This window comes from Dehalococcoidia bacterium (assembly GCA_040902535.1).
Lineage (GTDB): Bacteria > Chloroflexota > Dehalococcoidia > DSTF01 > JACRBR01 > JBBDXD01.
Genome location: JBBDXD010000026.1, coordinates 37,210 through 62,664, shown reverse-complemented (window position 1 = coordinate 62,664; position 25,455 = coordinate 37,210). Strand labels below are relative to the sequence as shown.

Sequence of the window (25,455 nt, the reverse complement as noted above, 5' to 3'; positions counted from 1 at the left end):
AGTCCCAGTGTGGCTGACCATCCTCTCAGACCAGCTACCGATCATCGCCTTGGTGCGCCGTTACCACACCAACTAGCTAATCGGCCGCACGTCCCTCCAAAAGCGCCTTGCGGCTTTCGTCATCCGCTTTCAAGCGGTGACCGTATGCGGTATTAGCCAACCTTTCGGCTGGTTATTCCCCACTTCTGGACAGGTCACGTACGTGTTACTCACCCGTTCGCCACTAGGCTTCGGGCCGAAGCCCTGACCTCGTACGACTTGCATGCATAAGGCACGCCGCCAGCGTTTATCCTGAGCCAGGATCAAACTCTCCGACAATTCCTCAACACTCGCTTGCGCGAGCCCAAGTTCTTACGGAGAACCCTCACACGCGTTCTTCTTACCGCTATCCAATTGTTAAGGTGCCCGCGCCGCCCTGCGACACGGCGAGAGAGTCTATCGAGCACTTCGGCGCAGTGTCAAACGCATTGCGCGTCGCACAACGATCCCGTTCGCTCTCGTGTTGACTTGGAAAGGCGCTACGACTGATTCGCTGCGCACCGCACACGACGTGCAGTGGGGGCGTTTCGCGTCGCCCGTCCGGCGTAGGAAAGACCCGTCTTAATCGACGGGCCACCGGACATCGGGTCTCTCTCGTTACCCAGTCACTCGTTCGTCAGTCCGATACTATCGACAATCCCCCTGCGAAGTCAAGTTTCAAGCAGCCACAAACATTCGCCGCGCCGCTCCCGCAGCCATCGCATCGGCCACCAGCAGCTAACTAGCGATGTATAGCGACTTCGCGCCGAAACGTCAATCCGCACGCACCCCCAGCACTGTGTACCACAACCCCTCGCCGCACGCCGACGCCCCCCCGAACGGCGTCCACAATACGTCGCCGCCGACCGCGATCACCGGCGCCGCATCGCGCTCGCGTCGCGGCACCTTCCGGTCGATGTAGTAGTCCTGCAACTTCTTGTGCCCGCGCATACCACGCGGCTGCATGCGATCGCCCGGCCGCCGCCCCCGCACCACCGCGCCCGCCGGCAGGCGTAACGCCTCCTCGCCGTCGGCAGCTGTCACATCGATCCGCCACCCGCCCACTGTCCCTGCGAACGGCAACGCGTACTCCGCGCCGGCGTCGATGCACGCCGCCTTCAGCGCACCGACCGACAGCACGACGATGTCCGCATCGACCGTCGCGACGACGCCCCGCGGCAGCTCGAACACCGACCCCGTCGATGCGTCGTGCGCGCGTGCCAGGATCCCGTAATGACGGCGCCCGAAGTCACGCGCGTCGCCCAGCAGCCGGACAAGCGCGCGCCGATACACGTGCGGCGCCAGCCCCGATGGAACGGCGCGCATCGCCGCGCGCGACAACTGCACGCAGCCCTCGCCGTCATCCATCACGAGCGCGTCGACCACGGAGCCAATCGCCTCAACGCCGGCCCGCGCATCGTCTGACCACCGCAGGATCCCATGACGCCCGCCCGGCGCCACGGCATCGATCGCCGGCAGCAACTCGTTGCGCACGCGGTTCCGCAGAAACGCCCGGTCCGCATTCGACGCATCGTCGACGTACACGAAGCCGCGCGCGTCGCAATATGCACGCGTATCCCCGCGTGTCAGCGCAAGCAGCGGGCGCACGAGCCGCGGTCCTCCCTGCGCCGCAAACGGCCAGAGCGACGACGCCGCCATCCCCGCAAGCCCGTACAGCCCTGCGCCGCGCAACGCGTGCATCAGCACCGTCTCCACCTGGTCGTCCGACGTGTGCCCCGTCGCCACGCCCTCCGCTCCGTGCCTTCGCGCGACATCCGCCAGGAACGCGTAGCGCGCCTCACGCGCCGCTGCCTCCGACCGCGCCGGCGCCAGCCACGCTCCCGTCTCCATCCGCACGCCGTAGCGGTCGCACAGCGCCTCGACCGCCCGACGCTCCTCGCGCGACGCATCTTCGCCGCGCAGCCGATGGTCGAAATATGCCGCCACGACGCGGTCGCGCGGCACGATCTGCGTTTCGCACACCAACGCGAGCAGCGCGCACGAATCGCCGCCGCCCGAAATCGCGACCACAAGCGTCGCGTCCTCGAAGCCCAACGCCCGTTCGCGCCAATACGCGATGAACCGCTGCTCGATCAGTGCAATGTTCACGGTCACATGATAGGGTCGCGGCTACAATCGCCGCATCCGCACGATGAGCACCATCGGGAACTCAGCCTCGAGCCTGTCCCGCCCCGCGTTCGCACTACCGCTTGGCGATCGCTCCTCCATCGCATCGATGACGAAGCCGGCGTCCACGGCAGCCGTCACGTATGCCGAGATCGGGCGCTCAAAGTACGGCTGCTCGCGCGGCTGGCCAACGATCGCCTGTCCGCTACTTACGATCGATGTCAGATAGCCCGACACCTTCATGACCACCGCGCCTTGTTGCCCCTCGTCGATCGCCTCCATCGCGCGCGATTGATTGAACGCGGGATGCATGATCGACCAGACGAAGCGTCCACCCGGCCGTAGCAACGTGTGTACCGCGCGCATCAGCGGTTCGATGACCGGCATGTCCATCAATGCCATCGCGCACAGGGCGCCATCGAACGATCCGGCGTTACCCAGCGACACGATCGCCGAAGCGTCGGTTGCATCAACGACGTGATACGCAATCGAGCCGGGCGCCGGAGCGCCACGCTCCGCCGCGCGCTCTACGAGCGACGCGACGAAGTCGAATGCAACGACCGATGCCCCGAGCGCCGACAGCCGCCGTGCGTACAACCCGTTGCCGCACGCCGCGTCGAGTATGCGCTCGCCGGCTTGCGGCGCCAGCAGCCGCTCCGTAACCGGCCACAGCGCCGTCTCGACGAGCCGGTTCCCGTCGCCCATGCGATCGTCCCAGAACGCAGCGTTCGCGTCCCACGCGCCGCGCGATGCCTCGTTCTGCGCACGCACATCGTCACTCATGAAAAACGCTCGGCACAACCGGTGACCCAACAACGCTTAGGACTGACAACTGAAAACTGACAACTACGGCGACGCAGTCGCCGTCGGCACGAACAACGCCTTCCACCAGTCCTCGTCGTGTACCGCACCGGCAACCGCCGTCGCCGCGGGCGTCGCCGACGGCAACGCATCCGTGCCCGAGACGATCACCAGCGTCTCGCCCGGCCGCACTAGCCCCAGCGTCCGGCGCGCCACCTCCTCGACGTACTCGTCGGACTCCAGGTAGTCGCGCACCGCAGTCAGTTGCTCCTGCTCGGCGCCGAGATCGACGATCTCCTGGCGCAGCTCACGCTCGTCGCTGCGCAACTGGTAGTAGTGGACAACGTAGTTGCCCGTCGTGAACACCAGGTAGACAATCACAATGATCGCGGCGCCGATGACCGCGGGAAGGAGTTGCAGACGCGAGAACCCTGGCACGCTAGATGCGCCCTCCAGATGAATCCCGCCGCCCGCAGCCACCATACACGCGCGCAGATCACGTGTCTAGTTATGATCCGTAACTCAAGCGATGTTATGTCGCACCAATTCGACGCGGCCGCACCGCAGGTGGAGGACAGGCGCCCTCGCCTGTCCCGTCGATTACGCCACCGTCATCATCCCGACGCACGCCGATCACCCATCGCGACAACAAGGCCGCAACACAAGAACGCGGGCTGAAAGCCCGCGCTCTACAAACAACCTCTGTGCCTCTGTGGTTCCATCACCCCCGACTGACAGACTGATCGACTGACAGACCGCCCGCCCTAGCTCGTCCGCTCCGTCCGCGGCCGGAACGTCCGCTCCTCCGCCGGCACATCCTTGAAGAAGTCCTTGTTGATCTGCGTGTACTGCTTCCAGTCCGCCGGCACGTCCTCTTCAAAGAAGATCGCCGTCACCGGGCACACCGTCTCACAGGCCGCGCAGTCGATGCACGTGTCCGGGTCGATGTAGTACTGCTGGTCCTCGTCGCGCGTGTAGATGCAGTCGACGGGGCAGACGTCTACGCAGGACGCGTCCTTCGTGCCGATACACGGCTCGGTGATGACGTACGTCATGGCAACCCTCCGCCGCGATCCCACGGGATCGACGCGCCTACTCCGATGGCCTCCGCACGCCGGGCTTCCTCACCACGACCGCGCCCTCGCCTGCCACCCGCGCCTGGCATGCCAGCCGCGTCGGCGTCCGCAATACGCTCTCGCCGCGCTCGTACACCAGCGACCGCTGCTCCGCCCGGCCCATCGCCGTCAGCGACTCCAATCCTTCGGTGACTTCGCAGGCGCACGTCGTGCACCGCCCCTCGCCTCCGCACGTCGTCGGCCAGTAATAGCCGGCCCGCTGCGCCGCCCCCATCACCGTCTCGTCGCGATCAGCCTCGATCTCGATGTCCAGCGGGAGGATGCGGATGCGCGTCATCGCGTTGCCTCCCGCGGCACAAGGTCCGCGCGCTGCGCAGTCATGGTAATGCCGTCCGCAACGCGCTCCCGACGAATGACAACCGCAAATCGCCTTAGCTTAGCACAACCTAAATTGTGAAAAACGCGCTGCCCCGGGAACAATCCTCGTACCTCCAACGTCCCTCGACAAGATCGCATGTGATAACATCCGCCCCGGCAGGGTGCCGCGAAAGGAGCCGCCCATGAAACCTGCGTTCGTCCCCGGTATCTCCGACGAGATGACCATCACGACGACCCCCGAGATGGGCATCACGCACCTGGGACCGGACGTCCCGTCGATGTACTCGACGCCTTCGATGGTCCAGCTCATCGAAGGCACCTGCGTGCGGCTGATCAGCCGCTACGTCGAACCGGGGGAGCAGTCCGTGGGCTTCCGGGTCGATGTGAAGCACCTTGCGCCCACGGTCGTCGGCAAGCAGGTCACCTCGAAGGTGCAGCTCCGCGAAGTCAACGGGCGGCGCTGCATCTTTGATTTCGAGGTGCACAACGAGGACGGTGTGAAAATCGGCGAAGGCGTCCACGAGCGCGCCGTCATCGATGTCGGTCGCTTCGCGGCCGCTCAAAACCAGCAGTAGAGCGTATGCGTCTATGTTTGGGACATTGCGCTCTCCCGCGGTTAACCTTTGACCGCATTCGTGCGTTTCACGTCTGAACGGCATTCATCCACCCCATGCGGGCCGGTCGGCCCGCGATACATCACCAGGAGGGAACACTCAGCGACATGAAGAAGCTTGCAGTACTCGTGTTCGTGCTCGCCGGACTCTCGGCGTTCGCGGCCACCTGTGTCATTCGCAACGTCGGCGAGACCGAGATCGATGGCGACCTCGTCTACGGCGCGGAGATGCGCAACGAAACCACGCTCAACATGCTCAACCACCGCTTCCTCGTCGGCTTCATCGATGACGACGGCGAGGTCATCAACACCAAGAACGCCACCCAGTGCTCGCGCACCATGCAGGCGAACGCGTCCAACTACTACTCCGCCGACAGCGGCGTCGACCCGGATGACGTCGATGTCGTCCTCAGCCGCATGATCATCGATAGCGGCCTCAAGCTCGGCATCGCGCTCGCCAGCGACCTCGAGATCTCGAACGTCGTCGCGGTCCGCGACGGCGACGACGTCCGCGTCACGGGCACCGTCAAGAACGACGGTAACGACGACTACGAAGATGTCATCGTCTGCATCGTCATCTTCAACGACCAGGACGACGTCGTCATCGTCGTGCTGGAGGACGAGTTCGACCTCGACTCCGATGATTCGCAAAGCTTCAGCGTCACGGTCGGCGTGACCGACGACGACGACGACAGCGACCGCGTCCTCGTCGTCGCCGACGCCGTCAACGCCGATGAGAACGACCAGTTCACGAAGCCCGTATCCCAGGCCGAAGACGTCGACGCGTGCACGGCGAACACCGCCACGCCCACCGGCACTTCGACCGCCACGGCGACGGCGACGAACACCTCGACGCCGGTAACCGCGACCGCGACGAAGACGCCGAACCCGGCGGCCTGCTAAGCGGCCAGCACAATCCGTACGCGCAACGAGGGGCGGCCACACAGGCCGCCCTTCGTGTTGTATCCGCCTCTGTACTCGCTGCACCATTGCCGGCGCCGCTCGCTACAGGCGATAGCGCAGCAATGCCCCCACGCCCTCCATCTCCGCCAGCGGAGCGGCGTCTTGAACCACCTCGACCTCCGCCGCCGTGGTGGCCGCGAGCCGCACCATCTCCTTGCGCTCCGTAGGGCCCAACGTCTGCTCGTCGATCACCAGCGTGTCCACCTGCCCGTTCTCGAGCGCGCGCCCTGTCGCTGCTACGCCCGCAATACCCAGCCCGCCGCGCCGCACCTCCCCCACGAGCCGCTCGACGGCCGACATCCCCGACTCGCGCTCCGCCTGTTCCATGATCGGCGCCACTTCCGCCGCGATCTCGTTCACGTTCGCCCGGATGTCCGCCTGGAACACGCCCGTCACCTTCTCCGCGAGCCGCTTCGGCATCGCACGGTTCAGGTGCGACATCACGACTTCGTCTCCCGCGAGCACGACATGATGCGCGTCCTCGCGCGCCACCAGGTCGTCGATCGCCTGCACGATCTCTTCCGTGAAGTCTTTGCGGTGCTTGTCGATGTGCCGCTGATACCGTGCCTGCGACCAGCCGCCCGTGGCGCGCTTCCGATAGTGCACCGGATCATCGTCCGGTCCGCCCGCTTCGACGAGCGCGCCGTACTCGTACGCGTAGAGCCGCGCCGTATTCGTGTCGATCACGCCGACGACCGCGCGCTCGAACTCATCTTCCAACTTCGCCAACTGGTACAGGTCCGCCCGCGACGCCACCGTCACCTGGATCTCGAACGGCGTCCCCACCTCGACGGCCTCCCACACGCCCAGCCCGTTGCACGCGAAGATCGCCACCCCCTCCGTCGATGCCTGCATCTCCTCTTCGACGAACCTGTTGATGCTCGCCGCGTCCGCGTCGAACGAGTCGAGATCCTCACCCCGCGGCAAGAAGGTGCGGCGGATCTCCCGCAGCCGATCTTCCAACACCAGCAGGCCCTCTCGTAGTTGCGGCTTCTGTCCAGTCGCCTCCGGCCGCACGTCCAGGTAGATGCTCAGAAATGGCAGCGCGCCCGCGTCCACCTCCGCAAGCTTGTGGATCAGATCGTTCATCTACGCTTCGTCCTCATCCGGCGGCCGCGCGCCCTCGTCGGCCGGCGTTTCGTCGTCATACTCGCGCGCCTTGCGCTGCAACTTCGCTTCCTTCTCCGCGAGCTTCTGCTTCTGCTCTTCGAGCTGTCGCGGGTCATGCTGCGACTCACGTGCCCGGTCGATCGGGAGCTTCCCGCCCATGCCAACCTCCGCTATCTTCTCGACCTACGGTATCGAGACCGTGCTCACGCGACTGCAACAAGGCCGAATCGAAGGCTTGCAAATACGACGAATCGTTTGAGGGGCGGCAATCACACGAGCGGTCGATGAAGCGGATTCTTGTCCAATATCGCGGCGTTGACTTTAGATTTCAGCAACTCCCTAACGTCGCGCTCGGCTTCCAATACATGAACTAGCTCGTCCAGCTCACACAGCACGACAACGCGGTTATGAAGTGCTTCGCGACAGGTCGTAATCGCCGGATCCGTGAATCCCGAAGCTGAAATAATCAATCCGCGCGCATCGCTGCGACTGAAAACCCTCACCAGTTGCTCAGAAACATCAGCCTTGTCGACGCGATGGTTCAGCCACTTCATTTCCACCAAGTAAATCTCACCGTCGATTTCAACCACGCCATCGATTTGCTCGATTACGCCTTCGGCGTTCCACCCGCGCAGCGTGAAAGCCTCTCGCACGAGGACTCCGCTGTGTTTGAAGAGACGATTTAGGACGCCTTCAAGGTCCTTTCCGCGCTTGTGCGCATCATCTATCCGGAAGAGTGCGGCCAAATCTCGGGATGTTTCGCGGAGAGCCACAAGCCGAGCCTCGGCTTGCTCCTGTCGAATGCGCTGTTCGGCCCGACGCGCCCTTTGTTCCTGCTCCCGTTCTATATTGATTCGAGTGAATGAGTCGTGCACATTGACAACCCGTCTGACGCTGCTGACAAGTCCCATCGCTTCCAATCGGTCGGTCTCCCAGCAGGTCGAGAAGTCTTCCCATTGAGTCACGCGCTTCAAGATTTCCCGGCGCTGCCTCAGAAACACATCTCCCTTCGCGTTGAGTCGTGTGAGGATCATTCGGGCTATCTCAGCCTTCGAGATGCTGTCCTTATCCGTAGCGACTTGGGCGGCGAGATCGACGGTCAGAGAAGTCGGAGTTCCAGCTCCGCTGAAGAAGACCAAGACGTCGGACTTGGAACGGCAGAGACGCCGAATAGCGTCAACCAGGAGGTTGAGTAGGTCGGGCGGGTAGTGGAATGCAGGGTCAGCTTCGGGTGTTGTCGGGTTGTTCGTCATTTCAGTTGGTGCCAATTGTACGATCAAATGATGGGGCAGGCGCAGTCGTTCGGCGTTTGGCACTGCCTCGTGCCAAGCGAGGATTTCCCCTATAACACCCCTGTCCGGGAAGCCACGACGAACGAAAGAGGACGCCATGGTCGCCACCGCAGATATCATCGACGAAATCCGCGAGATCATCGAAGAGCGCAACCTGCTCAAGCACCCCTTCTACCAGGCCTGGCAGCAAGGCGATCTCACGCTCGACCACCTGCGCGGCTACGCCTCCCAGTACTGGCACCACGTGCTCGCCTTCCCGCAATACGTGAGCGCCGCCCACGCCATCTGTCCGAATCAGCCCGACCGCCAGGAGCTGCTCGAAAACCTCATCGAAGAAGAGCGCGGCGATGAGAACCACCCAGAACTCTGGCTTCGCTTCGGCGAAGGCGTCGGCGCCGATCGCGATGCCATCAAGACGTCGGCGCCGCTCGCCGAAACCACGAGCCTCGTCGGCACGTTTCGCGATGCCACGATGAACCGCTCCTTCGCCGAGGCCTGCGCGGCGCTCTACGTGTACGAGTCGCAGGTCCCCGAAGTCGCGAAGACGAAGATCGCTGGCCTCAAGCAGTTCTACGGCATCGAAGATGAGCGCAGCCTGCAATTCTTCGAGGTACACATCGGCGCCGACGAGATCCACGCAGAAGTCGGCGCCGGCATGGTGCGGCGGCACACGGACGATGCTGCGGAGCGCGAAGCGGTGCTGGGCACGGCGCGCGAGTGCGCCGGCGCGCTGTGGCGCTTCCTCGATGGCGTCCACCGTGAGTACGTCGCCGCCTGATGGCCCTTGACCTCACGTTCATCGGCACCGGCAACGCCTTCGCACCGACGCGCTACTGGAGTTCGTTCCTCGCGAACGACCGCTACCTGTTCGACGCCCCGCCGACGCTCCTTCCCCATCTCAAGAAGCTGGGCAAGGACGCCGGCGCGATCGAGGTCATCTTCATCAGTCACTTTCACGGCGACCACTACTTTGGCCTGCCGTTTTTGCTCCTCGAGTACGCCGAACTCGCGCCAAGGTCCACGGACCTGACGATCGTCGGGCCGCCCGGCATCGCCAAGCGCATGCAGACCGTTACGGACCTCGCGTTCTCCAACGTCTTCCGCAAGGACCGCGGCTATCACCTCGACTTCATCGAGGCAAATCACGGCAAGGGCAAAACCATCGCATCCTGCTCGTTCGAAGCGTTCGAAGTCGAGCACGTCCCCAACCTGCGCGCCTTCGGCTATCGCGTGACCACGCCCGACGGCATCATCGCCTACTCCGGCGATACCGTGATGTGCCCGCCGCTCGTGCCCCTCGCCGATGGTGCCGACGTCTTCGTCGTCGAGTGCTCATGCTGGGGTGAGAACTGCGGCCCCCACCTCAACCCCAAGAACATCCTCGAACTGCGAGAACGCATCAGCCTCGATACGAAATTCATCCTCACGCACATCGGCGGCGGCGAAACCCCGCAAGCGCTCCTCGACGCCGGCATCCTCGTCGCCGACGACCTCAAGACCATCACCGTCTGACCGAACTCGACACAGGAACATTGGGAAATCGACCGCCCGCATTCCGCGAACAACATTTTCGCGAGATCGTCGTGGAACTCGACAGCCACGACTTCGCCAACAAGACGCCAACACGGGAACGTAGGGACGTAGCTTTAGCTGCGTCCGTGCGCGTCAATGCACACAATCAAGGATCAAGCTGGGCTTCAGCCCGCGCGGCTCAGCGCCAAAGCCGCTTCGCCACGCCGAGATCCGCTCCGCCTTTACGTCGCGGCAGCGTCGCTACAGTGCTCCAACCGCTTCCCGCTTCCCGCTTCCCGCATCCCGCTTCCCGCTTCCCGCATCCCGCATCCCGCTTCCCGCCTCCCACCTCACGGCGCCACCGGCGCCGCCCGCACCGGCTTGTCGATGCAATAGAACAACGCCACGCCCTTCGACGTGAACAGCGAAAACCGGTTGTCGAAAATGAACACGTACTCCCCGCGATTCCGCGCCGGAAAGTTGAAGTCGTACGTCGCTGCCCGCGGCGATGCCAGGATCTCCTCGTTCTGCGGGTTGCGCACCCGCAGGAAAATATCGACGCGCCCCAATCCGCCGTTCGCCTCGAACGTGCCGCGCAGCAATTCACCCGTCTCAAGCATGACTGTCCGCTCCGTCTTCGACCGCGGCCCGACGTTGAACGAAACGTTCGTGCACTCCTCGGGCTTCCCGTTCGAGACTGCGCCCGCATGCGCCGGCGTGCCGATCGAACCCGGCTGGTAGTGGTTCATCGCCCACCAGCTCGCCGCCAGCCCGCCCGCAAACGCGAACATCACGAATGTCGAAATCAGGAACGTGCGCAAAGGCCGACCCCCTCCATGGAAGATCGGCCGTCATACGTGCTTCCCTTAGGGGATGCAGCGCGAACACCCCCGAAAAACGTATCCGCGGAGCTTCAGCTCCGCCCACTCCACCTTCAATCTGTCCCCATCTGCTCCATCTGCGGACAAACCGGCCCCGAGACATTCACCCGAAACCGCGGACCCGCAGCTTACGACAACACCCCGAAAAATGTAGCTGCGGAGCATCACCTCCGCCCACCCATCCTAAATCCGTCCCCATCTGCTCCATCTGCGGATAAGACCCTCGACGAGTAGGCCCAGCATCCAGCATCCAGCATCCCTACCGCCGCCGCGCCGGGACCCGCAGACTCCGCGCCGGCTCCGTCGCCTCGCGCGGCAGCGGCTCCATCTCGAGCGTCTCCAGGCTATCGACGTAGAGCGCGAACGCTACCCGCGTCAGGAGCTTCCACGCCTCCTCCGTCAAAATGCTGCGGTGCAGTTCCATGTGCCGGCGCAGCCGCCGGTACATCCCGGCGTGCATGTTCCGCACCGCCACGGCGCTCGTATCGATCGAGCCTCTGATTCCCAGCATCTCGGCGTCTTCTCGGACTGCATCAGGGGCGACGGCCGGCGTCCGCGAGGGCACATCGCGAGCGCCTTCTCGCCGCCGCATCTGCATAGTCGGTTCTCGCTGCGGTTTCTGACGGCGCATCACGTCAAGTCTCCGATCCCGCCCTCGGCGCCTGGCCTCGTCTGTCAACGCGGCCCAGAACCGCTCCGATGCCGCAGACGGCACCCCGCCTCCTCCGACGATCAGAGCATGGCAGACGGCATGTAAAGGATCCGTCACGGGCGCGCGGAAAGATCAGGTGAGATCAGTTTCGGTCACAGGGTTAGGTCGCGCCTGGAATGCCGAAGGCTCAGCCCAGCGCGAACTCGCGGATCGCCCACGCGACGCCGTCATCCAGGTTGCTCGGACCTACCACATCGACCTGCGCCTTGACGTCATTCGGCGCGTTGCCCATCGCCATGCTCACGCCCGCCACGCGCATCATCTCCAGGTCTGGCGCCGCATCACCGATGGCCATCGCCTCGCCGATCGGCACGCCGACGTGCTCGCAGACGAGATGCAGCGCGCGTCCCTTGTCCGCCGCCGCGTGGACGATGTTCACGTACGGCGGAAACGTCTCGCTGTATCCCGACGCTACGTTCAGCACACCGTCGAAGCGATCGCCAAGTTGCGCGCGCATGCCATCGACGGCATCCTGCCCGAACGCGAGAAAGCCCTCCGCCCCATCGCCCACGTGGTCGGACAGCCGATCGGTGAGCTGCATGCCGCCGGGCAGCCGCTTCGGGTCGACGTCGGCGCGCTTCGTGATCATGTACGTCACGTCGTCGACCGTCACCATCGCTTCGAAGCGTTGCGCATCCGCGATCGCTGCGATCTCCACTGCCGCATCGGCCGGAATATCAAGCTGCAGCAGCCGCGCATCATCGATAGGACTGCGGATCATGGCGCCGTTGTGGCAGATGATCGGCGACGTGACGCCGAGCAGGTCGGCCGTGCGCTTCGCCAGCAGGTACCAGCGTGACGTCGCAAACACCACGTGTACGCCCGCCGCGACGGCCTCCCGCACAGCATCGGCGTTGCCGTCGCTCACCGTATTGCCACGGGTCAGCAGCGTCCCGTCGAGGTCGAGCGCGACGAGCCGCACGCGCCTCCGCTCCGTCACGGTGCGAAGCCCAGTCCCAACTCTCGCAGGCTGACTGACTTGCCACCGGCCATGATCATGTGGTCGAAGACGTCAATGTCCATCAGCTTGCCCGCCTCGACCAGCATCTTCGTCATTGAGATATCCGCGGCCGAAGGCGTCGGGTCGCCCGACGGGTGATTGTGTACCACGATCACCGCCGATGCGTTCGCCCGGATCGGCTCCCGCAGCAACTCGGCGATGCGGATGTGCGCGGTGTGTACGCTCCCCCGATAGACGTCCTTCGTCGCGATCACGTGGTTGCGCGTGTCGAGCACGAGCACCCTGACGACTTCCTGATCGAACAGCGACATCTCCGTGCACAGCAGATCTTCAACGTCCTTCGCCGACTTGATGATCGTGCGCTCGTTCTGCTCTCGGCTCGCACGAACGCCGAGTTCGAGCGACGCCTTGATCTGAGACGCCTTCGCCTCTCCGAGCCCATGCTCCGCGCACAACTCCGCGAACGATGCCCGCACCAGTCCGTACACGCCGCCATAGCGCGCCAGCAGCCGCGACGCCTGCGCGAGCGCGCTCTCCCGGGCGTTTCCCGTGCGCAGCAAGATCGCGAGCAACTCCGCCTCCGAGAGCGCATGCGCCCCGAAGTCGCGCAGACGCTCGCGCGGCCGGTCCGTCGCCGGCAGGTCGCGGATCAGCGTGTATGGCGCGCTTCCGTTCGCATCCTCAGCCATAGCTCACAACGCTATCAGCACCCGCGCACTCAGGAAAGCCGCCAATCACCCCCCACCCGCATCGCAGGTGGAGAACAGCCGCCCCCGGCTGTTCCGTCCTCACGCACTCACGCCGCACCACCCACACCGCACGCGGAGAACAGCCGCCCCCGGCTATTCCGTCCTCACGCACTCACGCCGCACCACCCACACCGCAGGCGGAGAACAGCCGCCCCCGGCTGTTCCGTCACGACATCGAACGCTCGGCCTGGCGCGCCGTCCCCTGCCGTCATTCAGAGCAAGCGAAGCGCCGCGAAGAATCTCCTCGCGGCGACACTCTCCAACATCAAGCACGCCCCACCCGCACCGCAGGTGGAGAACAGCCGCCCCCGGCTGTTCCGTCCTCACGCACTCACGCCGCCCCACCCGCACCGCAGGTGGAGAACAGCCGCCCCCGGCTGTTCCGTCGCGACATCGAACGGACTGGCGCGCCGCCCCCTGCCGTCATTCAGAGCAAGCGAAGCGCCGAGAAGAATCTCCTCGCGGCGACACTTTCCAACCTCAAGCACGGCCCCACCCGCACCGCAGGCGGAGAACAGCCGCCCCGGCTATTCCATCACGACATCGAACGCTCGGACTGGCGGGACGTTCCCACACCCCGTCATTCAGAGCAAGCGAAGCGCCGCGAAGAATCTCTCCCGGCGACACTCTCCAACATCAGCACGACGCCGCGCCGCACGCGTAGCACGACAGCCCGGCTGCTCCATGCCAATGCGAGCCGCCAACCACCGCCACGCTATCCTCCACCCCATGCAATCCATCGTCGTCGCCCTCGACGAACCTCATCGCGAGCGGATCGAAGAGGCCGCAGGCGAGATCAAAGCCGTCAGCGGCCGCAAAGATCTCGCCGCCGCCACGCATCCCCACTTCACACTGCACGTCGCCGACCGCTACGAAGACGCCATCGACGCAGCGCTCGCCCGCATCGCCGGCTCGACGCAATCGTTCCCATTCGAAACCGGGCGCGTCGGCGTGTTTCGCGGGCCGAGGGTCGTCATCGCGCTCGAAGTGACGCGCACGGAGGCGCTCCTGAAGTTTCAAGAACACGTCGCCGAAGCCGTCGCACCGCTCGCCGCCGATGCCAGGCCCGCCTACGCGCCGGATACCTGGGCGCCGCACATCCGCATCATCTCGGGCGTCATCGAAGAACAGCACATCGACGCCATCATGGCCGTCCTCGCGCGCCGCGACTTCACCTGGCGCCCGCTCCTGTCGAACGTCTGCCTCGTTCCCGCCCCGCGTGCGCCAACATGGACGCGCTACGATCTGCGACCTTAAACCACCTAGCCCACTGCCAACTGCCTGCCCGTCACAACTCCCCCGACACCACCTGCCCCGCAAGCAACGTCGCCACCACCTCAACGTCCGCGATCTGCTCCACAGGCACGCTCGTTATGTCGCGCGACAGCACCACCAGGTCCGCATATTTCCCCACCTCGACCGAACCCACGATGTCGTCCATGAACAACTGATACGCCGCATCGATGGTCTGCGCCCGGATCGCCTCCTCGACGCTCACGCACTCCTCCGGTGCCAGCGATCGACCGCTACGGCTCCTGCGCGTCACGGCAACCTGCATGTTGCGCAGCGGCTCGATTCGCGTCACGCCGCCGTCGTTGTGAAACGACGTGCGCACCCCCGCCCGAAACGCCGACCCGGCCCGCGCCCAGTGCGCCCCGTGCTTTTCGCCGAACAGTCCGTCGACGAGCACGTCACCCCAGTACCACAGGTGGTCGATGAAGATGCTGCACGCGACGCCCAGCCGCGCGGCGCGCTCGAACTGCGCCGGTGTCATCGCGCCGCAATGCTCGAGCCGCATGCGGTGGTCTCGCCGCGGCGACCGCTCGAGCATCTCCTCCCACGCGTCGAGCACCGCCTCGATCGCCACGTCGCCCTGCGCGTGACAGGCGATCTGCCACCCGGCGCCAAAATAGGCCTCGGAGATGCGCGCGATCTCGTCACGTTGATAGTTCATGGCGCCGTGGTGCCCCGGCGCAAGCCCGAGCATGCGCGTCTGCGGCGTATCGAGGTACGGAAACGACGTCGCGATGTTGCCGATCCACGGCGAGCCGTCCGCCCACAGCTTGATGCCGATCTGGCGCACCAGGTCGTCACCCGCACCCGGCGTGCTGTCGCTCGCCATCTGCGGCGTCGATGCCTCGTACAGGCGGAGTCGCGCCGTGATTGCGCCATGATCGCGCGCGCGTTGCAGTCCATGGCGGCTCGCCGGGTTAAACGCCATGTCGCTGCACGCAATTACGCCAGCGCGATTGAGCTGCGCGCACTCCGCGGCGAGCGCCCCCGAAAGCCCGCCGCGCAGCCGCACGCCCGGCGTCATGACGCGCACGACCGCCGCCGTTTCGTACGCCACGCCCGTAAGCTCGCCGTCCACATCGCGCTCGAACGACGCGCCCTCTGGATCGGGCGTGTCCCGCGAGACGCCGGCGACCTGCGCAGCCTTCGTGTTGAAGTACGCCGAGTGCCCGGAATTGTGCAGGATGACGAGCGGCGTCTCAGGGGCCAACTCGTCGAGCCACGCCCGCGTCGGCCGCGGCAAACCCTCCTGCAACAGCGCATCCCACCCGTTGAAGTACGCCCCGTCTGCGCCGCGCTCCCCGATCGTGCGCTGGATCGTCTCGATGACTGAAGCCGCATCGGAAATGGTCACGGGCCGGATGTCGACGACGCGGCCGAGCATGATCGCTTCGGTCGTCGGATGCCCGTGCGCCTCGATGAACCCCGGCATCACGCATCCATCACCCACGTCAACAACGCGCGTCCCCGCGCCGCACAACCCCTCCACCTCGCTCCACGCCCCGACCGCCGCAATCCGCCCGTCCCTGACCGCAACGGCCTCAGCCCGCGGTCGCCGCGGATCAACCGTGATGACCCGCCCACGTATGATCAGGTCCGCAGCCGTCTCCTTCACCACACCAGGTCCAATCCCGCCTCCCGCATCCCGCATCCCGCTTCCAAACAGACCGCCGCCGTCTCCTTCACCACACCAGGTCCAATCTTGCCTCCCGCATCCCGCGTCCCGCTTCCAAACAGAGAGGCCGCCCGTCTCCGAGCGGCCCCTGACTTACAACTGTGAACTGACGACTGACTACTTCTCCAACACCTGGATCGTGCACGCCGACCCCAGCCCGATCACGTGCGCCAGTCCGACCTTCGCGCCTTCGACCTGCCGGTTGCCCGCCTCGCCGCGCAGGTGCCACACCACCTCGCACACGTTTGCGACGCCCGTCGCGCCCAGCGGGTGCCCCTTCGACAGCAAGCCGCCGCTCGCGTTCACCGGGATCTTGCCCCCGACCGTCGTCGCGCCTTCATCGATCATCCGCCCGGCTTCGCCTTCGCCGCAGATGCCGAGGTTCTCGTAGTGCAGGATCTCGGCCGTCGCGAAGCAGTCGTGCAGTTCGATCAGGTCCAGGTCCTCCGGCGTGATGCCCGCCTTCTCGTACGCTTCTTTCGCGGCGTTGCGCGTCAGCGTGTTGATGTCAGGCATCGTCAGGTCGCGCTGCGTCCACGGGTCGCTCGTCAACACCGATGCCGCAATGCGGATCGGCTTCGTCGTGAACTGCCGTGCCTTATCCATCGAACAGACGATCGCCGCCGCCGCGCCGTCGCCCGTTGGGCAACACATGTACAGCGTGTTCGGCCACGAGACGACGCGCGCGTTCAACACGTCCTCGAGCCCGACTTCCGTCTGGTACTGCGAGTACGGGTTGTGCATCGAGTGCTTGTGGTTCTTGACCGACACCTTCGCGAACTGCTCCTGCGTCGTGCCGTACTTGCGCATGTGCTCGACGCCCGCCATGCCGAAGACGGCCGGCATCAGCCCGGAGCCCAGCACTCCTTCCGTGCTGTACGCCGGGTCGCCGCCCCCGCCGCCTCCGCCGAGCAGCCCCATCTTGCCCATCTGCTCGGAGCCGACCGCCAGCGCCATGTCATACGCGCCTGATGCCACGGACATGTACGCTTCGCGGAACGCCGTCGATCCCGTCGCGCACGCGTTCGCGACGTTGATGATCGGAATACCCGTCTGGCCAATAACCTGCAAAATGCGCTGGCCAATCATCGCATTCGACTGGTACAGGTTCCCGCTCGTCATCAGTTCGATGTCTTTCATCGTCGCGCCGGCGTCCTTCAGCGCGAGCAAGATCGCCTGCGCCGCCAGCTCGGGGACCGTCTTCTCCGGGTAGCGCCCGAACTTGATCATTCCGACGCCGATAACTGCTACGTCACGCATGTCTTGTCTCCTCTTCGCCGCGGCGGAACCTCCGGCCGGGCACTGGTCCCTCGCAGCCGATCAGGCCGGGCGAAAGCTGAACGCGACGACGTCGTTGCCCTCGCGGTCCGTGCGGATCGTCTCCGTCGTCATCTGCACCGGCATGCCGAACTTCAGGTTCTGCGGGTCCGGCTCGACGCCCGCGATGTTGCAGCGCACGCTCACGCCTTCCGGCAGGTCGACGATCGCGGCCACGTATGGCGTCGGCACGCCGGGCGCCGACTGGTGCACGATCGAAAAGACGTGCAACTCGCCCTTGTCGCTGAGCTTGATGTCCTCCATCGGCTCCGTCGAGAAGCACTTGCTGCACGCCATGCGGCCGCCAAGATACGTCGCGCCGCAGTCCTTGCAGCGCGAACCTTGCAGGTACGGCTTGCCACCGTCAGCCGGGATTCTCAGGAAGGGGACGATCGGTTTCTGTGTCTTCTCTTGCGGCTTCTCCGCGGTCGGTGCTTCTGCCAAGTTATGCCTCCTCAGTCACCGCAGTTCAGACAGGGGTCTGATTATCCGCCCGCCCGTCTCGCAGCGTCAAGGCGATGCCTATCGTTCGATGCGCCACGCCGGCCGTGAGCGATATCACACAACCCATATTCCTGGAATGGAGGTCCCTAACTTCAGCGGGGCTCTACCCATCTATACGCAACGGACCCACCCCGAGAGCGCCTGTTATGACTCATAACTGTGCTTCGGATCGTGACTGTGAGCGGTTCCCAGCGTACTATGGCCCGGCCACGCGGGTCTTGCTGCTAGGAGGGGCTATGGCTGTCAACGTCAACCTTGATGCACTGATCCCTAGGGCGGACTTCGACATTCTCGGTGTTGAGAACGCATCTCAGTCGCAGCCGCCGTCAACCATGACGATCCGCGATCTTGAGCGCGGCACTGGATTCTTCTTTGCCACGCTGCGGAAGCCAGATTTTCAGCGCGAAACAGCAAGTTGGTCGCCTCAGAAAGTAACCGACTTCATCAAAACGTTCGTCACTGGCGATCTGATCCCTGCGATCATCCTTTGGCGCGCGCCTGGGCACACTTTCGTGATCGATGGCTCTCACCGACTAAGTGCACTCATCGCATGGGTCAATGAGGACTACGGTGACGGCGAGATCTCTAGAGATTTCTTCACGCACTTGATTGTCCCGACGCAAGAGAAGGTGGCGGAGCGGACGAGGCGCATGATCAAGGCCGAAGTCGGGTCCTATAAGGATCACCAGTTCGCGTTGCACAACCCGCAAAAGTCCAAGCCTGCGGTAGCCGAGCGGGCCAAGCTCCTCGGACAGATCTCCGTAGCTTTGCAATGGGTGAGCGGTAATTCCGCGAAGGCCGAAGCCTCTTTCTTCAAGATTAATCAGGAGGCCGTGCCGATCGACAAGACGGAACTTCGTCTACTCAAAGCGCGCAACCATCCCAATGCTCTGGCGGCTCGTGCGATTATTCGCGCGGGAACCGGCCACAAGTATTGGTCGGGCTTCGATGGCGGAAAGCAGCAAGAGATCGAATCTCTCGCGCGCGAGATTCACGAAAACCTTTTTACGCCCCTGCTCAGTACGCCTATCAAGACTCTTGATCTGCCGGTGGCCGGACAGAGTTACTCGTCACAGACATTGCCGCTTGTCTTCGAGTTGGTGAATGTGGCGAACGACCACAACAACGGGAACGTGTTGGGCGACGATCTCAGCGGCGTTGAGACAATCAAATTCATGAAGGGAGTGCGGAAGATCTCTGATCGGATTGCGGGAGCTCATCCCTCATCGTTGGGGTTGCATCCCGTCGTGTACTTCTACAGCGTCGAAGGTCGATTTCAACCGACATCATTCCTGGCAGTCATTAGCTTAGTAAAGTCGTTCGACAAGGAAAACCTGTTTCACACCTTCACCACGCACCGAAGGGATTTTGAGGAATTCCTGTTGAAGCACAAAGGTTGGACCATTCAGGTCGTCGGGAAGTGGGGCAGTGGGCTCAAAGGCTTCGACAAACTAAAGGATCTGTACCGACTGATCCTCGATGGAGTCATTGCGGGGAAGTCGGAAAGCAAGATCCGTGCATCTGTCCTGACCAATCCGGTGTTCGATTTCCTCGCGGCGAAACCGATCACGAAAACAGAGGTTGGTCGCGACTTTTCGAAGGAAACGAAGTCCCAGGCGTTCATCCGCAAGGCCATCGATAGTCCGGTGCGTTGCAACATTTGTGGGGCGCGGCTCCACCTCAAATCGATCAGCATCGACCACGACCTACGAAAGGACGATGGCGGAATAGGCGAGTTGGACAACGCTCAGCCGACACATCCATTTTGCAATACCGGCTACAAAGAGAAGATGGCGGCCCTGGCAGCCACACAGTCGGGCGCGTGATATGTGGAGACTGTGAGGACCCGTTCCTGAGCAAGCGAAGCGCCGGGACGGATCTCCTCACGGCGACACTCCCGCAGCTCCAACGCTCGCCGGCAGCGAATCTCCCCGTCCACCCCATCCCCATCTGCGCCATCTGCGTCCATCTGCGGATAACCCCCACGACCGACGACTGACGACCGACGACCAACCTCCCCTGCTATCATCCGTACCGCGATGTTGCTGCGCCTGTTTCCGCTCCAATCCGTGCTCTTCCCCGGCATGCGCATGCCGCTCCACATCTTCGAAGACCGCTACAAGACCATGATCCGCGACTGCATCGAAGACGACGCGCCGTTCGGCGTCTTGCTGATCCGCGTCGGCGCCGAAGTCGGTGGCGCGGCCGTCCCGTACGGCATCGGTACGACCGCACGCATCAACCAGGTGGAGTACCTCGACGACGGCCGCATGAACATCTTCGCGATGGGTGAGCGGCGCTTTCGCATCGTGCGACTCGACACATCGCGCGACTACCTCTCCGGCGAGGTCGAGTACGTCGAAGCCGCACCTGTGACCGAGGACGCGCGCGCGCTGTTGCCGCCGGCACACGACCTGTTCAACGAGTACTTCCGCACCTACCTCGCGCTCGCCGACCAGTGGACGCGCGGCGTCGCCTTGCCCGACGACCCCGGCGAAGCCGCCGACTATATCGCCGCCCGCACCGATGCCTCGGCCCAACTCAAGCAGCAGTGGCTCGAGGAACTGTCGCCGGAGACGCGCCTCCGCAGTCAGCTCGAAGCGATCACCGAAGCGCTGCCGGACATGAAACTCCGCCTCGAAGTCCGCCTCCGTCAGAAGACATCCGGCTTCGGCGTGCTCAACTAGGCAACCGAGGGCAACGTGCGAATGACACGCGTCTGGCCGACCCCTGACGACTACGACTCTGCAGCCGGGGACGCTCTCGCTGCGCTTAGCTCTAGCGGCGTCGAGGCGCGCTGCGTCGGCTCTTACGCGGCCCGCACGCACCAGCCGCCATACTCGGATCTGGACATCCTCGCTATCGCCACGCAAGGTGAAGGCGCGAAGGTTCGTGATGTCGTCGTCGAGGTCGCACGCGGCTTGCGCGAGACCGTCTGCGTCACCGTCGACCCGTTCGATCGTCAGGCGATCGTGTATTCGATCCTCGACAACGGACTCCAGATCGACTGGTTTGTCGCTGAGCGTGACGTCCGTGGGACAGAACGTCCCGTGTGGCGCGGCGATCAGCAGACTCCACACGACGCTCCCTGCCGCGCGTGGAGCCCTCTGCTGTATGCCATTGGCGTCTTGAAGCGAGATCGCACACCTGCTGGAACAGTGGAGGTGGCGCGAGAATTAGGCGAGCATCTTGTGTGGCTGAGCCTTCACGGCATCGATGTCTCGTCGTTGCCGGCGCTCGTTCCCGCCGCCGATGACGACCTACTAATCTGGATTCACGCGATCGCAGGCGTGCTTCCCGCCCACTCCCGACTGGCAGCCATCGTGGCGCGTCGCCTCGAAGAATCTCCGGCCGACACTCGGTAACCCCGTCGCGATCTACACCACACGCTCGAGTGCGTTCACGACATAGGCGCGCGAGCGCCGCAGATCGCCGAAGAGCACCGCAACCTGGTACGTCACCACAAATGCGCCGGTGTAGAATAGCCCGGGATACCGGTCCAGCGCCCAGAACGCTGGACGGCTGAACAGCTCCCGCATGCGCGGCAACATCGCCACCCACGCTATCCCAGCACCCAGCATCACGCCCGCCATGATGTCTGTCGGCCAGTGCAACCCCACGTACAGCCGCGCCATGAAGATGAAGACGCAACTGTATACGGCGACGGCGATCCCTAGCGGCCGCGAGATGAAAAACATGCTCAACGCCAACGCAGAAAAGAGCACCGCGTGGTCGCTGGGGAAGGCACTTAACCCGGAGAAGAAGGCGGGGTCTGCCGAGTACGGCAGCTCGAACGAGAACTCCTAAGCATTGAACGGACGCTCGCGGTAAGGCAGGGCGTGCGCCAGCAAGCGCCCAAAGAGGATCGCCACCACGGCCGCGCCGATCGCCGTGATGACCATCGACCGCGTTTCACGGTTCGCAGCCTTGTCGCGGAACCACGCCCACCAGAGCGCCGCCATCACCACCCCGCCCTTGACCAGCTCGACGTTCGTGAGCAGCACGACACCCTCGTCGAACGTGCGCGACTCACGGGCGAACTGGTTCAGCCACTCGATGATGCTGGTATCGAAGCCATTCACGCAGGCCACCCTCTCTGCGCCACGAGGCCAGGATTCACAGACCTAGCGCGCCGGTCAGCCGGCCTTCGTTTCGGGACCCCGGAGGCGCCGAGAGGCTGCTCCTACGCCGCCCAGCTCAACAGCCGTTCCGCCCCAGAATCAGTACATATGTTTCACGTGAAACAATCGTGGCTAGGCGGTCGCGCCGACCCGGATCTGCACCGCCGCCGGCCGCCCATCCGCGGCCAGCAACCGCATGACCGCGCCGCCGTCGTAGTACGCCGGGATGTGCAACACGCCCTCAGCGACGCGCGCGGAGATCTTGCAGCGAATCTCGAGTTCGCCCTGGTCCGTCGAGAGTGTGATCGCATCCTCATCGCCGATACCCAGCGCCGCCGCATCGGCCGGGTGAATCTCGACGAACTCTTCGCGGTGCAGTTTGTCGGCGTCCGCGGAGTGGATCGCCGCGCCCTCGAGGCTCGTGTACAGCGTGCGTGTCACCATCAGCACGTGACCGCCCGCCGTGGCCACCGTCGTATCGGCGACGGCCTGCCGTTCGGCCTTCGACGCGGCGCCGGATGCGCGTGCTTTGCTCCAGCGGTTGAAACCGGAGCGAAAGGCTTCGTAACCGGACACGCGCTCGGCGATCTCGTCGGTGACGGCGTCGGGATGCGCGTACGACCACGCGCCCGCGTCGCCGATCGCGCCCGCCAGGTCAGTCAGTGCCAGCAGCGCCGGCCGCGCATCCCCCAGCGCGTCGAGCGCCGCGTGCATGCGGCTCACGCGGTGGTCGCCGCTGGTGAAGGAGCCCGTCTTCGCGTACGCCGGCACGTCGGCGAACAGCACGTGTGCCATCTTCGCGGTGTCCGTCAGCGCGCTCTCGATCACGACCAGCAGGTCCAGCGACGACAGCGCCTGCTCGACGCGCGCGCGGTCTGGCGCGAACATCAACGGATTGTCGCCGACGATGATCATCGCCTTGAGCGTCCCGTCAATTGCAGCATCCATCATCTGCCGGAAGCTCATGCCCGCCTTCGACGCGGGCACGCGCCCCGGCGCCCTCTCCGGGTCGACGCCCATATCGCGCGCGCCGTAGACATTCGCCTCGGTCGGCAGCACGAACAACGACGCGGCCGCCTTCTCGCCGCGCAGCGCGATCGCCAGGTTTGCCGCGGCCTTCGCGCCCTCGCCCGCAGCGATCGCGTCGGCCGGCGACGGCGCGTACACGATCGATACGACCTTCGCGGGATCCTTGGCGGCCGTAAGCACGTCCGCGGCGCGCGCTTCATCGCCCGTGACGATGCTCAGCGGCGCCGCTGCGCCCGACGCACGCTTCGCGAGCGCATCGACGAGCGCCGGCTCGCCGCCGGGCGTTGACTGCAACCACGTGCCGCCGTACGGGTCGGCGAAGTCAGCCATCTCCCCCCAGATCGAAGACACCAGCAGCAACCGGCCGTCGCGCGGCGCCGCAGGATTGCCCACGATGCCGTCCTTCAGTCGCAGCGCCGCCACGTTGTGGCTCGACTCAAGATCATCGGCGATCAGGATGACGACGTCACTCTGCGAGAACTGCAGCATGTCGGAAGGCAACGCTTCCGTGCCGAACGCCGCTTCGATCGCGTTCGCGGCGGCGCGGTTCGGCGCCGCCGCCGCGAAGTCGACGTGCGGCGTGCCGATGACCTCGCGCGCCAGCTTCTGCGCCAGGTAATTCTCTTCGTTCGTGTTGAATGGTGACCCGAGCACGCCGACAGACTCTGCACCGTGCTTCGCGATCAGGTCCTTGAGCTGCGATGCCGCGTACTCGACGAGTTCGCCCCAGTGCGCCGGGAACTGCGGCGTACCGGCCGGGCCTCGCCGCACGAAGTGCTGCTGCAAGCGTTGCTTGTCGGGTATCGCGTCGTAATGGAAGCGGCCGCGCACGCAGATCTGGTCCGCGCTCACCGGGTTCACCGGATCGGGCTTGACGATCACCGCTCGTCCCGCGCGCGTGCCGATGCTGATCGTGCAGCCGACGGAGCACGAATTGCACGTCGTCGTCGTCCAATCTTCCGTCCGCGCGATCCACTTGTTGGGCTTCTCCATGAGCGTCGCCGTCGGACAGACATCGATGCAGGCGCCGCAGAAGTCGCAGTTGGACTCGTGTACGGCGCCGCCCGCACCGAACGCGATGCGCGTCGGAAAGCCGCGCCCGGCGAGCGTGATCGCGCTGGTGTGGCGGATCTCGTCGCAGGCGCGGACGCAGCGCGTGCAGAGAATGCACATCTGCGGGTCGAACTCCAGGAACGGATTCGCGCGGTCGGGATCGGGCACGGGGAACTGGTAGTACGTGCGCGGCTCGGCCGCCCACGGCTCGACGTTTTCGAAGCCCATATCGAGCAGTTCGTTCGTCGTCTGCAGTTCGCAGCGGTAATTCTTCGAACACGTGACGCAGCGGTGCGTCACGACGTCGTCACGCAGGCAGATGTCGCCGGGCATGCATTTCACGCGCCGGTGACACGTCAGACAGCGATCCGAGTGATTCGCATTGATGATCGCGAGCACTTCCTGGCGCGCGTGCTTGACGTCGGCCTGCTCCGTCTCCACGACCATGCCGTCGGCGACCCGCGTCGTACACGAAAGCTGCAGCCCGCGCGCGCCTTCGATCGCGACCAGGCACGTGCGACAACCCGCGTACGGCGGCAGGCCATCGATGTAGCAGAGGTTGGAGACCCAGACGCCCGCTTCCTTGATCACTTCGACGAGCGGCGCGCCATCCGCGGCTTCGATCTCGACGCCGTTGAGCCGGAGCTTAGCCACGCGTATTCGCCTCGACGACGCGTTCGCCCTTCGAGACAGGTCGCCGCGCCTCCAGCTCGATCAGCTCGATGACATCGTGCGGCGCGCGCTGACCGTGCGGGTACAGGTAGTCGTTGCGGCGCAGGTGCTCATGCGCCAGCTTCGTCAGGTCGTGCTTGTCCTTGAACATGCTGTCGAACTCGTAGACCGCATCTTCGAAGACGCCGCCGGACTGGATCGCCTGGTACGGACATGCTTCGACGCAGAGCCCGCAGTACATGCAAAGCCGGAAGTCGATCTCGTAGCGCAGCTTGTTGAGCGTGCCATCGGCATTGGGCTCCGTCTCGACGAGGATGCAGCCGTCGGGACAGGCCTGCGCGCACGTACTGCAGCCCGTGCAGCGCTCGTCGAACCAGAGCAGGTTCGTGCGCGCGCGCGGCGACATCGGCCTCGTCACCTCGGGAAATTCAATCGTGGCAACGGGCATGACCATGCGCTTGAGGGTCGCCGTCATGCCCTTCAGAATGCCGATTCCGTACATGCTTGCTCTCGTGACTGAAGGGAGCGCCGTCGGATCGATTGTAACAGTTTTCACTTTCGGGACAACAAGCGATGGCCAGTCGTCGGTCGTCGGTCG

27 protein-coding genes and 1 rRNA gene are annotated in these 25,455 nt (G+C 64.6%); 8 read left to right on the top strand and 20 right to left on the bottom strand.

From position 1 onward, the window contains the following. The 6 genes from WEB52_14750 to WEB52_14725 form a co-directional block, all read right to left on the bottom strand. Window positions 1-318: ribosomal RNA gene (locus WEB52_14750) — 16S ribosomal RNA — on the bottom strand; the annotation flags it as partial. 474 nt (window positions 319-792) lie between these two features. Continuing rightward, complete coding sequence (tilS, locus tag WEB52_14745; GenBank protein MEX2227694.1) at window positions 793-2,127, bottom strand: tRNA lysidine(34) synthetase TilS; 1,335 nt, start codon at window positions 2,125-2,127, stop codon at window positions 793-795. A 21-nt stretch (window positions 2,128-2,148) separates the two neighbouring features. Further along, window positions 2,149-2,928, bottom strand: coding sequence for a class I SAM-dependent methyltransferase (locus tag WEB52_14740; GenBank protein MEX2227693.1), 780 nt, complete (start codon window positions 2,926-2,928; stop codon window positions 2,149-2,151). A 63-nt stretch (window positions 2,929-2,991) separates the two neighbouring features. After that, window positions 2,992-3,384 (bottom strand): septum formation initiator family protein, encoded by a 393-nt coding sequence (locus WEB52_14735; GenBank protein ID MEX2227692.1) that lies wholly within the window; start codon window positions 3,382-3,384, stop codon window positions 2,992-2,994. Window positions 3,385-3,710: 326 nt separating this feature from the next. Further along, window positions 3,711-4,001, bottom strand: coding sequence for a 4Fe-4S dicluster domain-containing protein (locus WEB52_14730; protein MEX2227691.1), 291 nt, complete (start codon window positions 3,999-4,001; stop codon window positions 3,711-3,713). Between the two features lie 37 nt (window positions 4,002-4,038). Further along, window positions 4,039-4,359 carry a 2Fe-2S iron-sulfur cluster-binding protein gene (locus WEB52_14725; protein ID MEX2227690.1) on the bottom strand — a complete coding sequence of 107 codons (321 nt, stop codon included), beginning with the start codon at window positions 4,357-4,359 and terminating at the stop codon, window positions 4,039-4,041. Window positions 4,360-4,582: 223 nt separating this feature from the next. Between WEB52_14725 and WEB52_14720 the strand changes: the two genes are divergently transcribed. Together WEB52_14720 and WEB52_14715 are read left to right on the top strand one after the other, a co-directional pair. After that, window positions 4,583-4,975 carry a hotdog domain-containing protein gene (locus WEB52_14720; GenBank protein ID MEX2227689.1) on the top strand — a complete coding sequence of 131 codons (393 nt, stop codon included), beginning with the start codon at window positions 4,583-4,585 and terminating at the stop codon, window positions 4,973-4,975. Between the two features lie 146 nt (window positions 4,976-5,121). Continuing rightward, a complete protein-coding gene (locus tag WEB52_14715; protein MEX2227688.1) occupies window positions 5,122-5,916 on the top strand; it encodes an FxLYD domain-containing protein in 795 nt (264 codons plus the stop codon). Between the two features lie 102 nt (window positions 5,917-6,018). Here WEB52_14715 and WEB52_14710 read toward each other — a convergent pair whose 3' ends face one another. The 3 genes from WEB52_14710 to WEB52_14700 all read right to left on the bottom strand — a co-directional run bounded on the left by WEB52_14710 (window position 6,019) and on the right by WEB52_14700 (window position 8,477). Beyond that, window positions 6,019-7,065: a Vms1/Ankzf1 family peptidyl-tRNA hydrolase gene (locus WEB52_14710; GenBank protein MEX2227687.1), complete on the bottom strand. Its 1,047-nt coding sequence runs from the start codon at window positions 7,063-7,065 to the stop codon at window positions 6,019-6,021. Beyond that, the gene (locus WEB52_14705; protein MEX2227686.1) at window positions 7,066-7,245 is read right to left on the bottom strand and encodes a hypothetical protein; all 180 of its coding nucleotides are present in this window, start codon (window positions 7,243-7,245) and stop codon (window positions 7,066-7,068) included. 110 nt (window positions 7,246-7,355) lie between these two features. Beyond that, window positions 7,356-8,477, bottom strand: a complete 1,122-nt coding sequence (locus WEB52_14700; GenBank protein ID MEX2227685.1) for a restriction endonuclease — start codon at window positions 8,475-8,477, stop codon at window positions 7,356-7,358. On the opposite strand from WEB52_14700, the gene WEB52_14695 reads away from it, so the two are divergent. After that, entirely contained in the window at window positions 8,476-9,156 is a 681-nt protein-coding gene (locus tag WEB52_14695) for a CADD family putative folate metabolism protein (protein MEX2227684.1), read from the top strand. The genes WEB52_14700 and WEB52_14695 overlap by 2 nt on opposite strands. Continuing rightward, window positions 9,156-9,890 (top strand): MBL fold metallo-hydrolase, encoded by a 735-nt coding sequence (locus WEB52_14690; GenBank protein MEX2227683.1) that lies wholly within the window; start codon window positions 9,156-9,158, stop codon window positions 9,888-9,890. The genes WEB52_14695 and WEB52_14690 overlap by 1 nt, the downstream gene beginning before the upstream one ends. A 350-nt stretch (window positions 9,891-10,240) precedes the next feature. On the opposite strand, the gene WEB52_14685 is transcribed toward WEB52_14690, so the two are convergent. The 4 genes from WEB52_14685 to radC form a co-directional block, all read right to left on the bottom strand. Then, window positions 10,241-10,711 (bottom strand): emp24/gp25L/p24 family protein, encoded by a 471-nt coding sequence (locus WEB52_14685; protein MEX2227682.1) that lies wholly within the window; start codon window positions 10,709-10,711, stop codon window positions 10,241-10,243. Between the two features lie 319 nt (window positions 10,712-11,030). Beyond that, window positions 11,031-11,282: a hypothetical protein gene (locus WEB52_14680; GenBank protein ID MEX2227681.1), complete on the bottom strand. Its 252-nt coding sequence runs from the start codon at window positions 11,280-11,282 to the stop codon at window positions 11,031-11,033. Between the two features lie 328 nt (window positions 11,283-11,610). Beyond that, window positions 11,611-12,423 carry a Cof-type HAD-IIB family hydrolase gene (locus WEB52_14675; protein MEX2227680.1) on the bottom strand — a complete coding sequence of 271 codons (813 nt, stop codon included), beginning with the start codon at window positions 12,421-12,423 and terminating at the stop codon, window positions 11,611-11,613. Continuing rightward, window positions 12,420-13,133, bottom strand: coding sequence for a DNA repair protein RadC (gene radC, locus WEB52_14670; GenBank protein ID MEX2227679.1), 714 nt, complete (start codon window positions 13,131-13,133; stop codon window positions 12,420-12,422). Before radC ends, WEB52_14675 begins: the two co-directional genes overlap by 4 nt. A 789-nt stretch (window positions 13,134-13,922) precedes the next feature. On the opposite strand from radC, the gene WEB52_14665 reads away from it, so the two are divergent. Next, complete coding sequence (locus tag WEB52_14665; protein ID MEX2227678.1) at window positions 13,923-14,450, top strand: 2'-5' RNA ligase family protein; 528 nt, start codon at window positions 13,923-13,925, stop codon at window positions 14,448-14,450. Window positions 14,451-14,481: 31 nt separating this feature from the next. On the opposite strand, the gene WEB52_14660 is transcribed toward WEB52_14665, so the two are convergent. From WEB52_14660 to WEB52_14650, 3 genes are all read right to left on the bottom strand, one after another. Then, complete coding sequence (locus WEB52_14660) at window positions 14,482-16,137, bottom strand: amidohydrolase (GenBank protein MEX2227677.1); 1,656 nt, start codon at window positions 16,135-16,137, stop codon at window positions 14,482-14,484. A 141-nt stretch (window positions 16,138-16,278) separates the two neighbouring features. Beyond that, window positions 16,279-17,421, bottom strand: a complete 1,143-nt coding sequence (locus WEB52_14655) for a thiolase family protein (protein ID MEX2227676.1) — start codon at window positions 17,419-17,421, stop codon at window positions 16,279-16,281. A 60-nt stretch (window positions 17,422-17,481) separates the two neighbouring features. After that, complete coding sequence (locus WEB52_14650) at window positions 17,482-17,922, bottom strand: Zn-ribbon domain-containing OB-fold protein (GenBank protein MEX2227675.1); 441 nt, start codon at window positions 17,920-17,922, stop codon at window positions 17,482-17,484. A gap of 296 nt (window positions 17,923-18,218) precedes the next feature. Between WEB52_14650 and WEB52_14645 the strand changes: the two genes are divergently transcribed. The 3 genes from WEB52_14645 to WEB52_14635 all read left to right on the top strand — a co-directional run bounded on the left by WEB52_14645 (window position 18,219) and on the right by WEB52_14635 (window position 21,347). Then, window positions 18,219-19,808, top strand: coding sequence for a DUF262 domain-containing protein (locus WEB52_14645; protein MEX2227674.1), 1,590 nt, complete (start codon window positions 18,219-18,221; stop codon window positions 19,806-19,808). 213 nt (window positions 19,809-20,021) lie between these two features. Then, window positions 20,022-20,669 carry an LON peptidase substrate-binding domain-containing protein gene (locus tag WEB52_14640; protein ID MEX2227673.1) on the top strand — a complete coding sequence of 216 codons (648 nt, stop codon included), beginning with the start codon at window positions 20,022-20,024 and terminating at the stop codon, window positions 20,667-20,669. A 15-nt stretch (window positions 20,670-20,684) separates the two neighbouring features. Next, window positions 20,685-21,347 carry a hypothetical protein gene (locus WEB52_14635; GenBank protein MEX2227672.1) on the top strand — a complete coding sequence of 221 codons (663 nt, stop codon included), beginning with the start codon at window positions 20,685-20,687 and terminating at the stop codon, window positions 21,345-21,347. 12 nt (window positions 21,348-21,359) lie between these two features. On the opposite strand, the gene WEB52_14630 is transcribed toward WEB52_14635, so the two are convergent. The 4 genes from WEB52_14630 to WEB52_14615 all read right to left on the bottom strand — a co-directional run bounded on the left by WEB52_14630 (window position 21,360) and on the right by WEB52_14615 (window position 25,359). Then, the gene (locus tag WEB52_14630; protein MEX2227671.1) at window positions 21,360-21,707 is read right to left on the bottom strand and encodes a phosphatase PAP2 family protein; all 348 of its coding nucleotides are present in this window, start codon (window positions 21,705-21,707) and stop codon (window positions 21,360-21,362) included. A gap of 78 nt (window positions 21,708-21,785) precedes the next feature. Beyond that, a complete protein-coding gene (locus WEB52_14625; protein MEX2227670.1) occupies window positions 21,786-22,064 on the bottom strand; it encodes a hypothetical protein in 279 nt (92 codons plus the stop codon). Window positions 22,065-22,235: 171 nt separating this feature from the next. Continuing rightward, the gene (locus WEB52_14620) at window positions 22,236-24,839 is read right to left on the bottom strand and encodes a molybdopterin-dependent oxidoreductase (GenBank protein ID MEX2227669.1); all 2,604 of its coding nucleotides are present in this window, start codon (window positions 24,837-24,839) and stop codon (window positions 22,236-22,238) included. After that, window positions 24,832-25,359: an NADH-quinone oxidoreductase subunit I gene (locus WEB52_14615; GenBank protein ID MEX2227668.1), complete on the bottom strand. Its 528-nt coding sequence runs from the start codon at window positions 25,357-25,359 to the stop codon at window positions 24,832-24,834. Before WEB52_14615 ends, WEB52_14620 begins: the two co-directional genes overlap by 8 nt. Window positions 25,360-25,455: the final 96 nt, after the last annotated feature.

Coding starts and splice junctions, on each gene's coding strand:
- WEB52_14740 (MEX2227693.1), bottom strand. CDS start 2,928: ATGAGTGACGATGTGCGTGCGCAGAACGAGGCATCGCGCGGCGCGTGG.
- WEB52_14730 (MEX2227691.1), bottom strand. CDS start 4,001: ATGACGTACGTCATCACCGAGCCGTGTATCGGCACGAAGGACGCGTCC.
- WEB52_14725 (MEX2227690.1), bottom strand. CDS start 4,359: ATGACGCGCATCCGCATCCTCCCGCTGGACATCGAGATCGAGGCTGAT.
- WEB52_14720 (MEX2227689.1), top strand. CDS start 4,583: ATGAAACCTGCGTTCGTCCCCGGTATCTCCGACGAGATGACCATCACG.
- WEB52_14715 (MEX2227688.1), top strand. CDS start 5,122: ATGAAGAAGCTTGCAGTACTCGTGTTCGTGCTCGCCGGACTCTCGGCG.
- WEB52_14710 (MEX2227687.1), bottom strand. CDS start 7,065: ATGAACGATCTGATCCACAAGCTTGCGGAGGTGGACGCGGGCGCGCTG.
- WEB52_14705 (MEX2227686.1), bottom strand. CDS start 7,245: ATGGGCGGGAAGCTCCCGATCGACCGGGCACGTGAGTCGCAGCATGAC.
- WEB52_14695 (MEX2227684.1), top strand. CDS start 8,476: ATGGTCGCCACCGCAGATATCATCGACGAAATCCGCGAGATCATCGAA.
- WEB52_14700 (MEX2227685.1), bottom strand. CDS start 8,477: ATGGCGTCCTCTTTCGTTCGTCGTGGCTTCCCGGACAGGGGTGTTATA.
- WEB52_14690 (MEX2227683.1), top strand. CDS start 9,156: ATGGCCCTTGACCTCACGTTCATCGGCACCGGCAACGCCTTCGCACCG.
- WEB52_14680 (MEX2227681.1), bottom strand. CDS start 11,282: ATGCTGGGAATCAGAGGCTCGATCGATACGAGCGCCGTGGCGGTGCGG.
- radC (MEX2227679.1), bottom strand. CDS start 13,133: ATGGCTGAGGATGCGAACGGAAGCGCGCCATACACGCTGATCCGCGAC.
- WEB52_14665 (MEX2227678.1), top strand. CDS start 13,923: ATGCAATCCATCGTCGTCGCCCTCGACGAACCTCATCGCGAGCGGATC.
- WEB52_14660 (MEX2227677.1), bottom strand. CDS start 16,137: ATGCGGGATGCGGGAGGCGGGATTGGACCTGGTGTGGTGAAGGAGACG.
- WEB52_14655 (MEX2227676.1), bottom strand. CDS start 17,421: ATGCGTGACGTAGCAGTTATCGGCGTCGGAATGATCAAGTTCGGGCGC.
- WEB52_14645 (MEX2227674.1), top strand. CDS start 18,219: ATGGCTGTCAACGTCAACCTTGATGCACTGATCCCTAGGGCGGACTTC.
- WEB52_14640 (MEX2227673.1), top strand. CDS start 20,022: ATGTTGCTGCGCCTGTTTCCGCTCCAATCCGTGCTCTTCCCCGGCATG.
- WEB52_14615 (MEX2227668.1), bottom strand. CDS start 25,359: ATGTACGGAATCGGCATTCTGAAGGGCATGACGGCGACCCTCAAGCGC.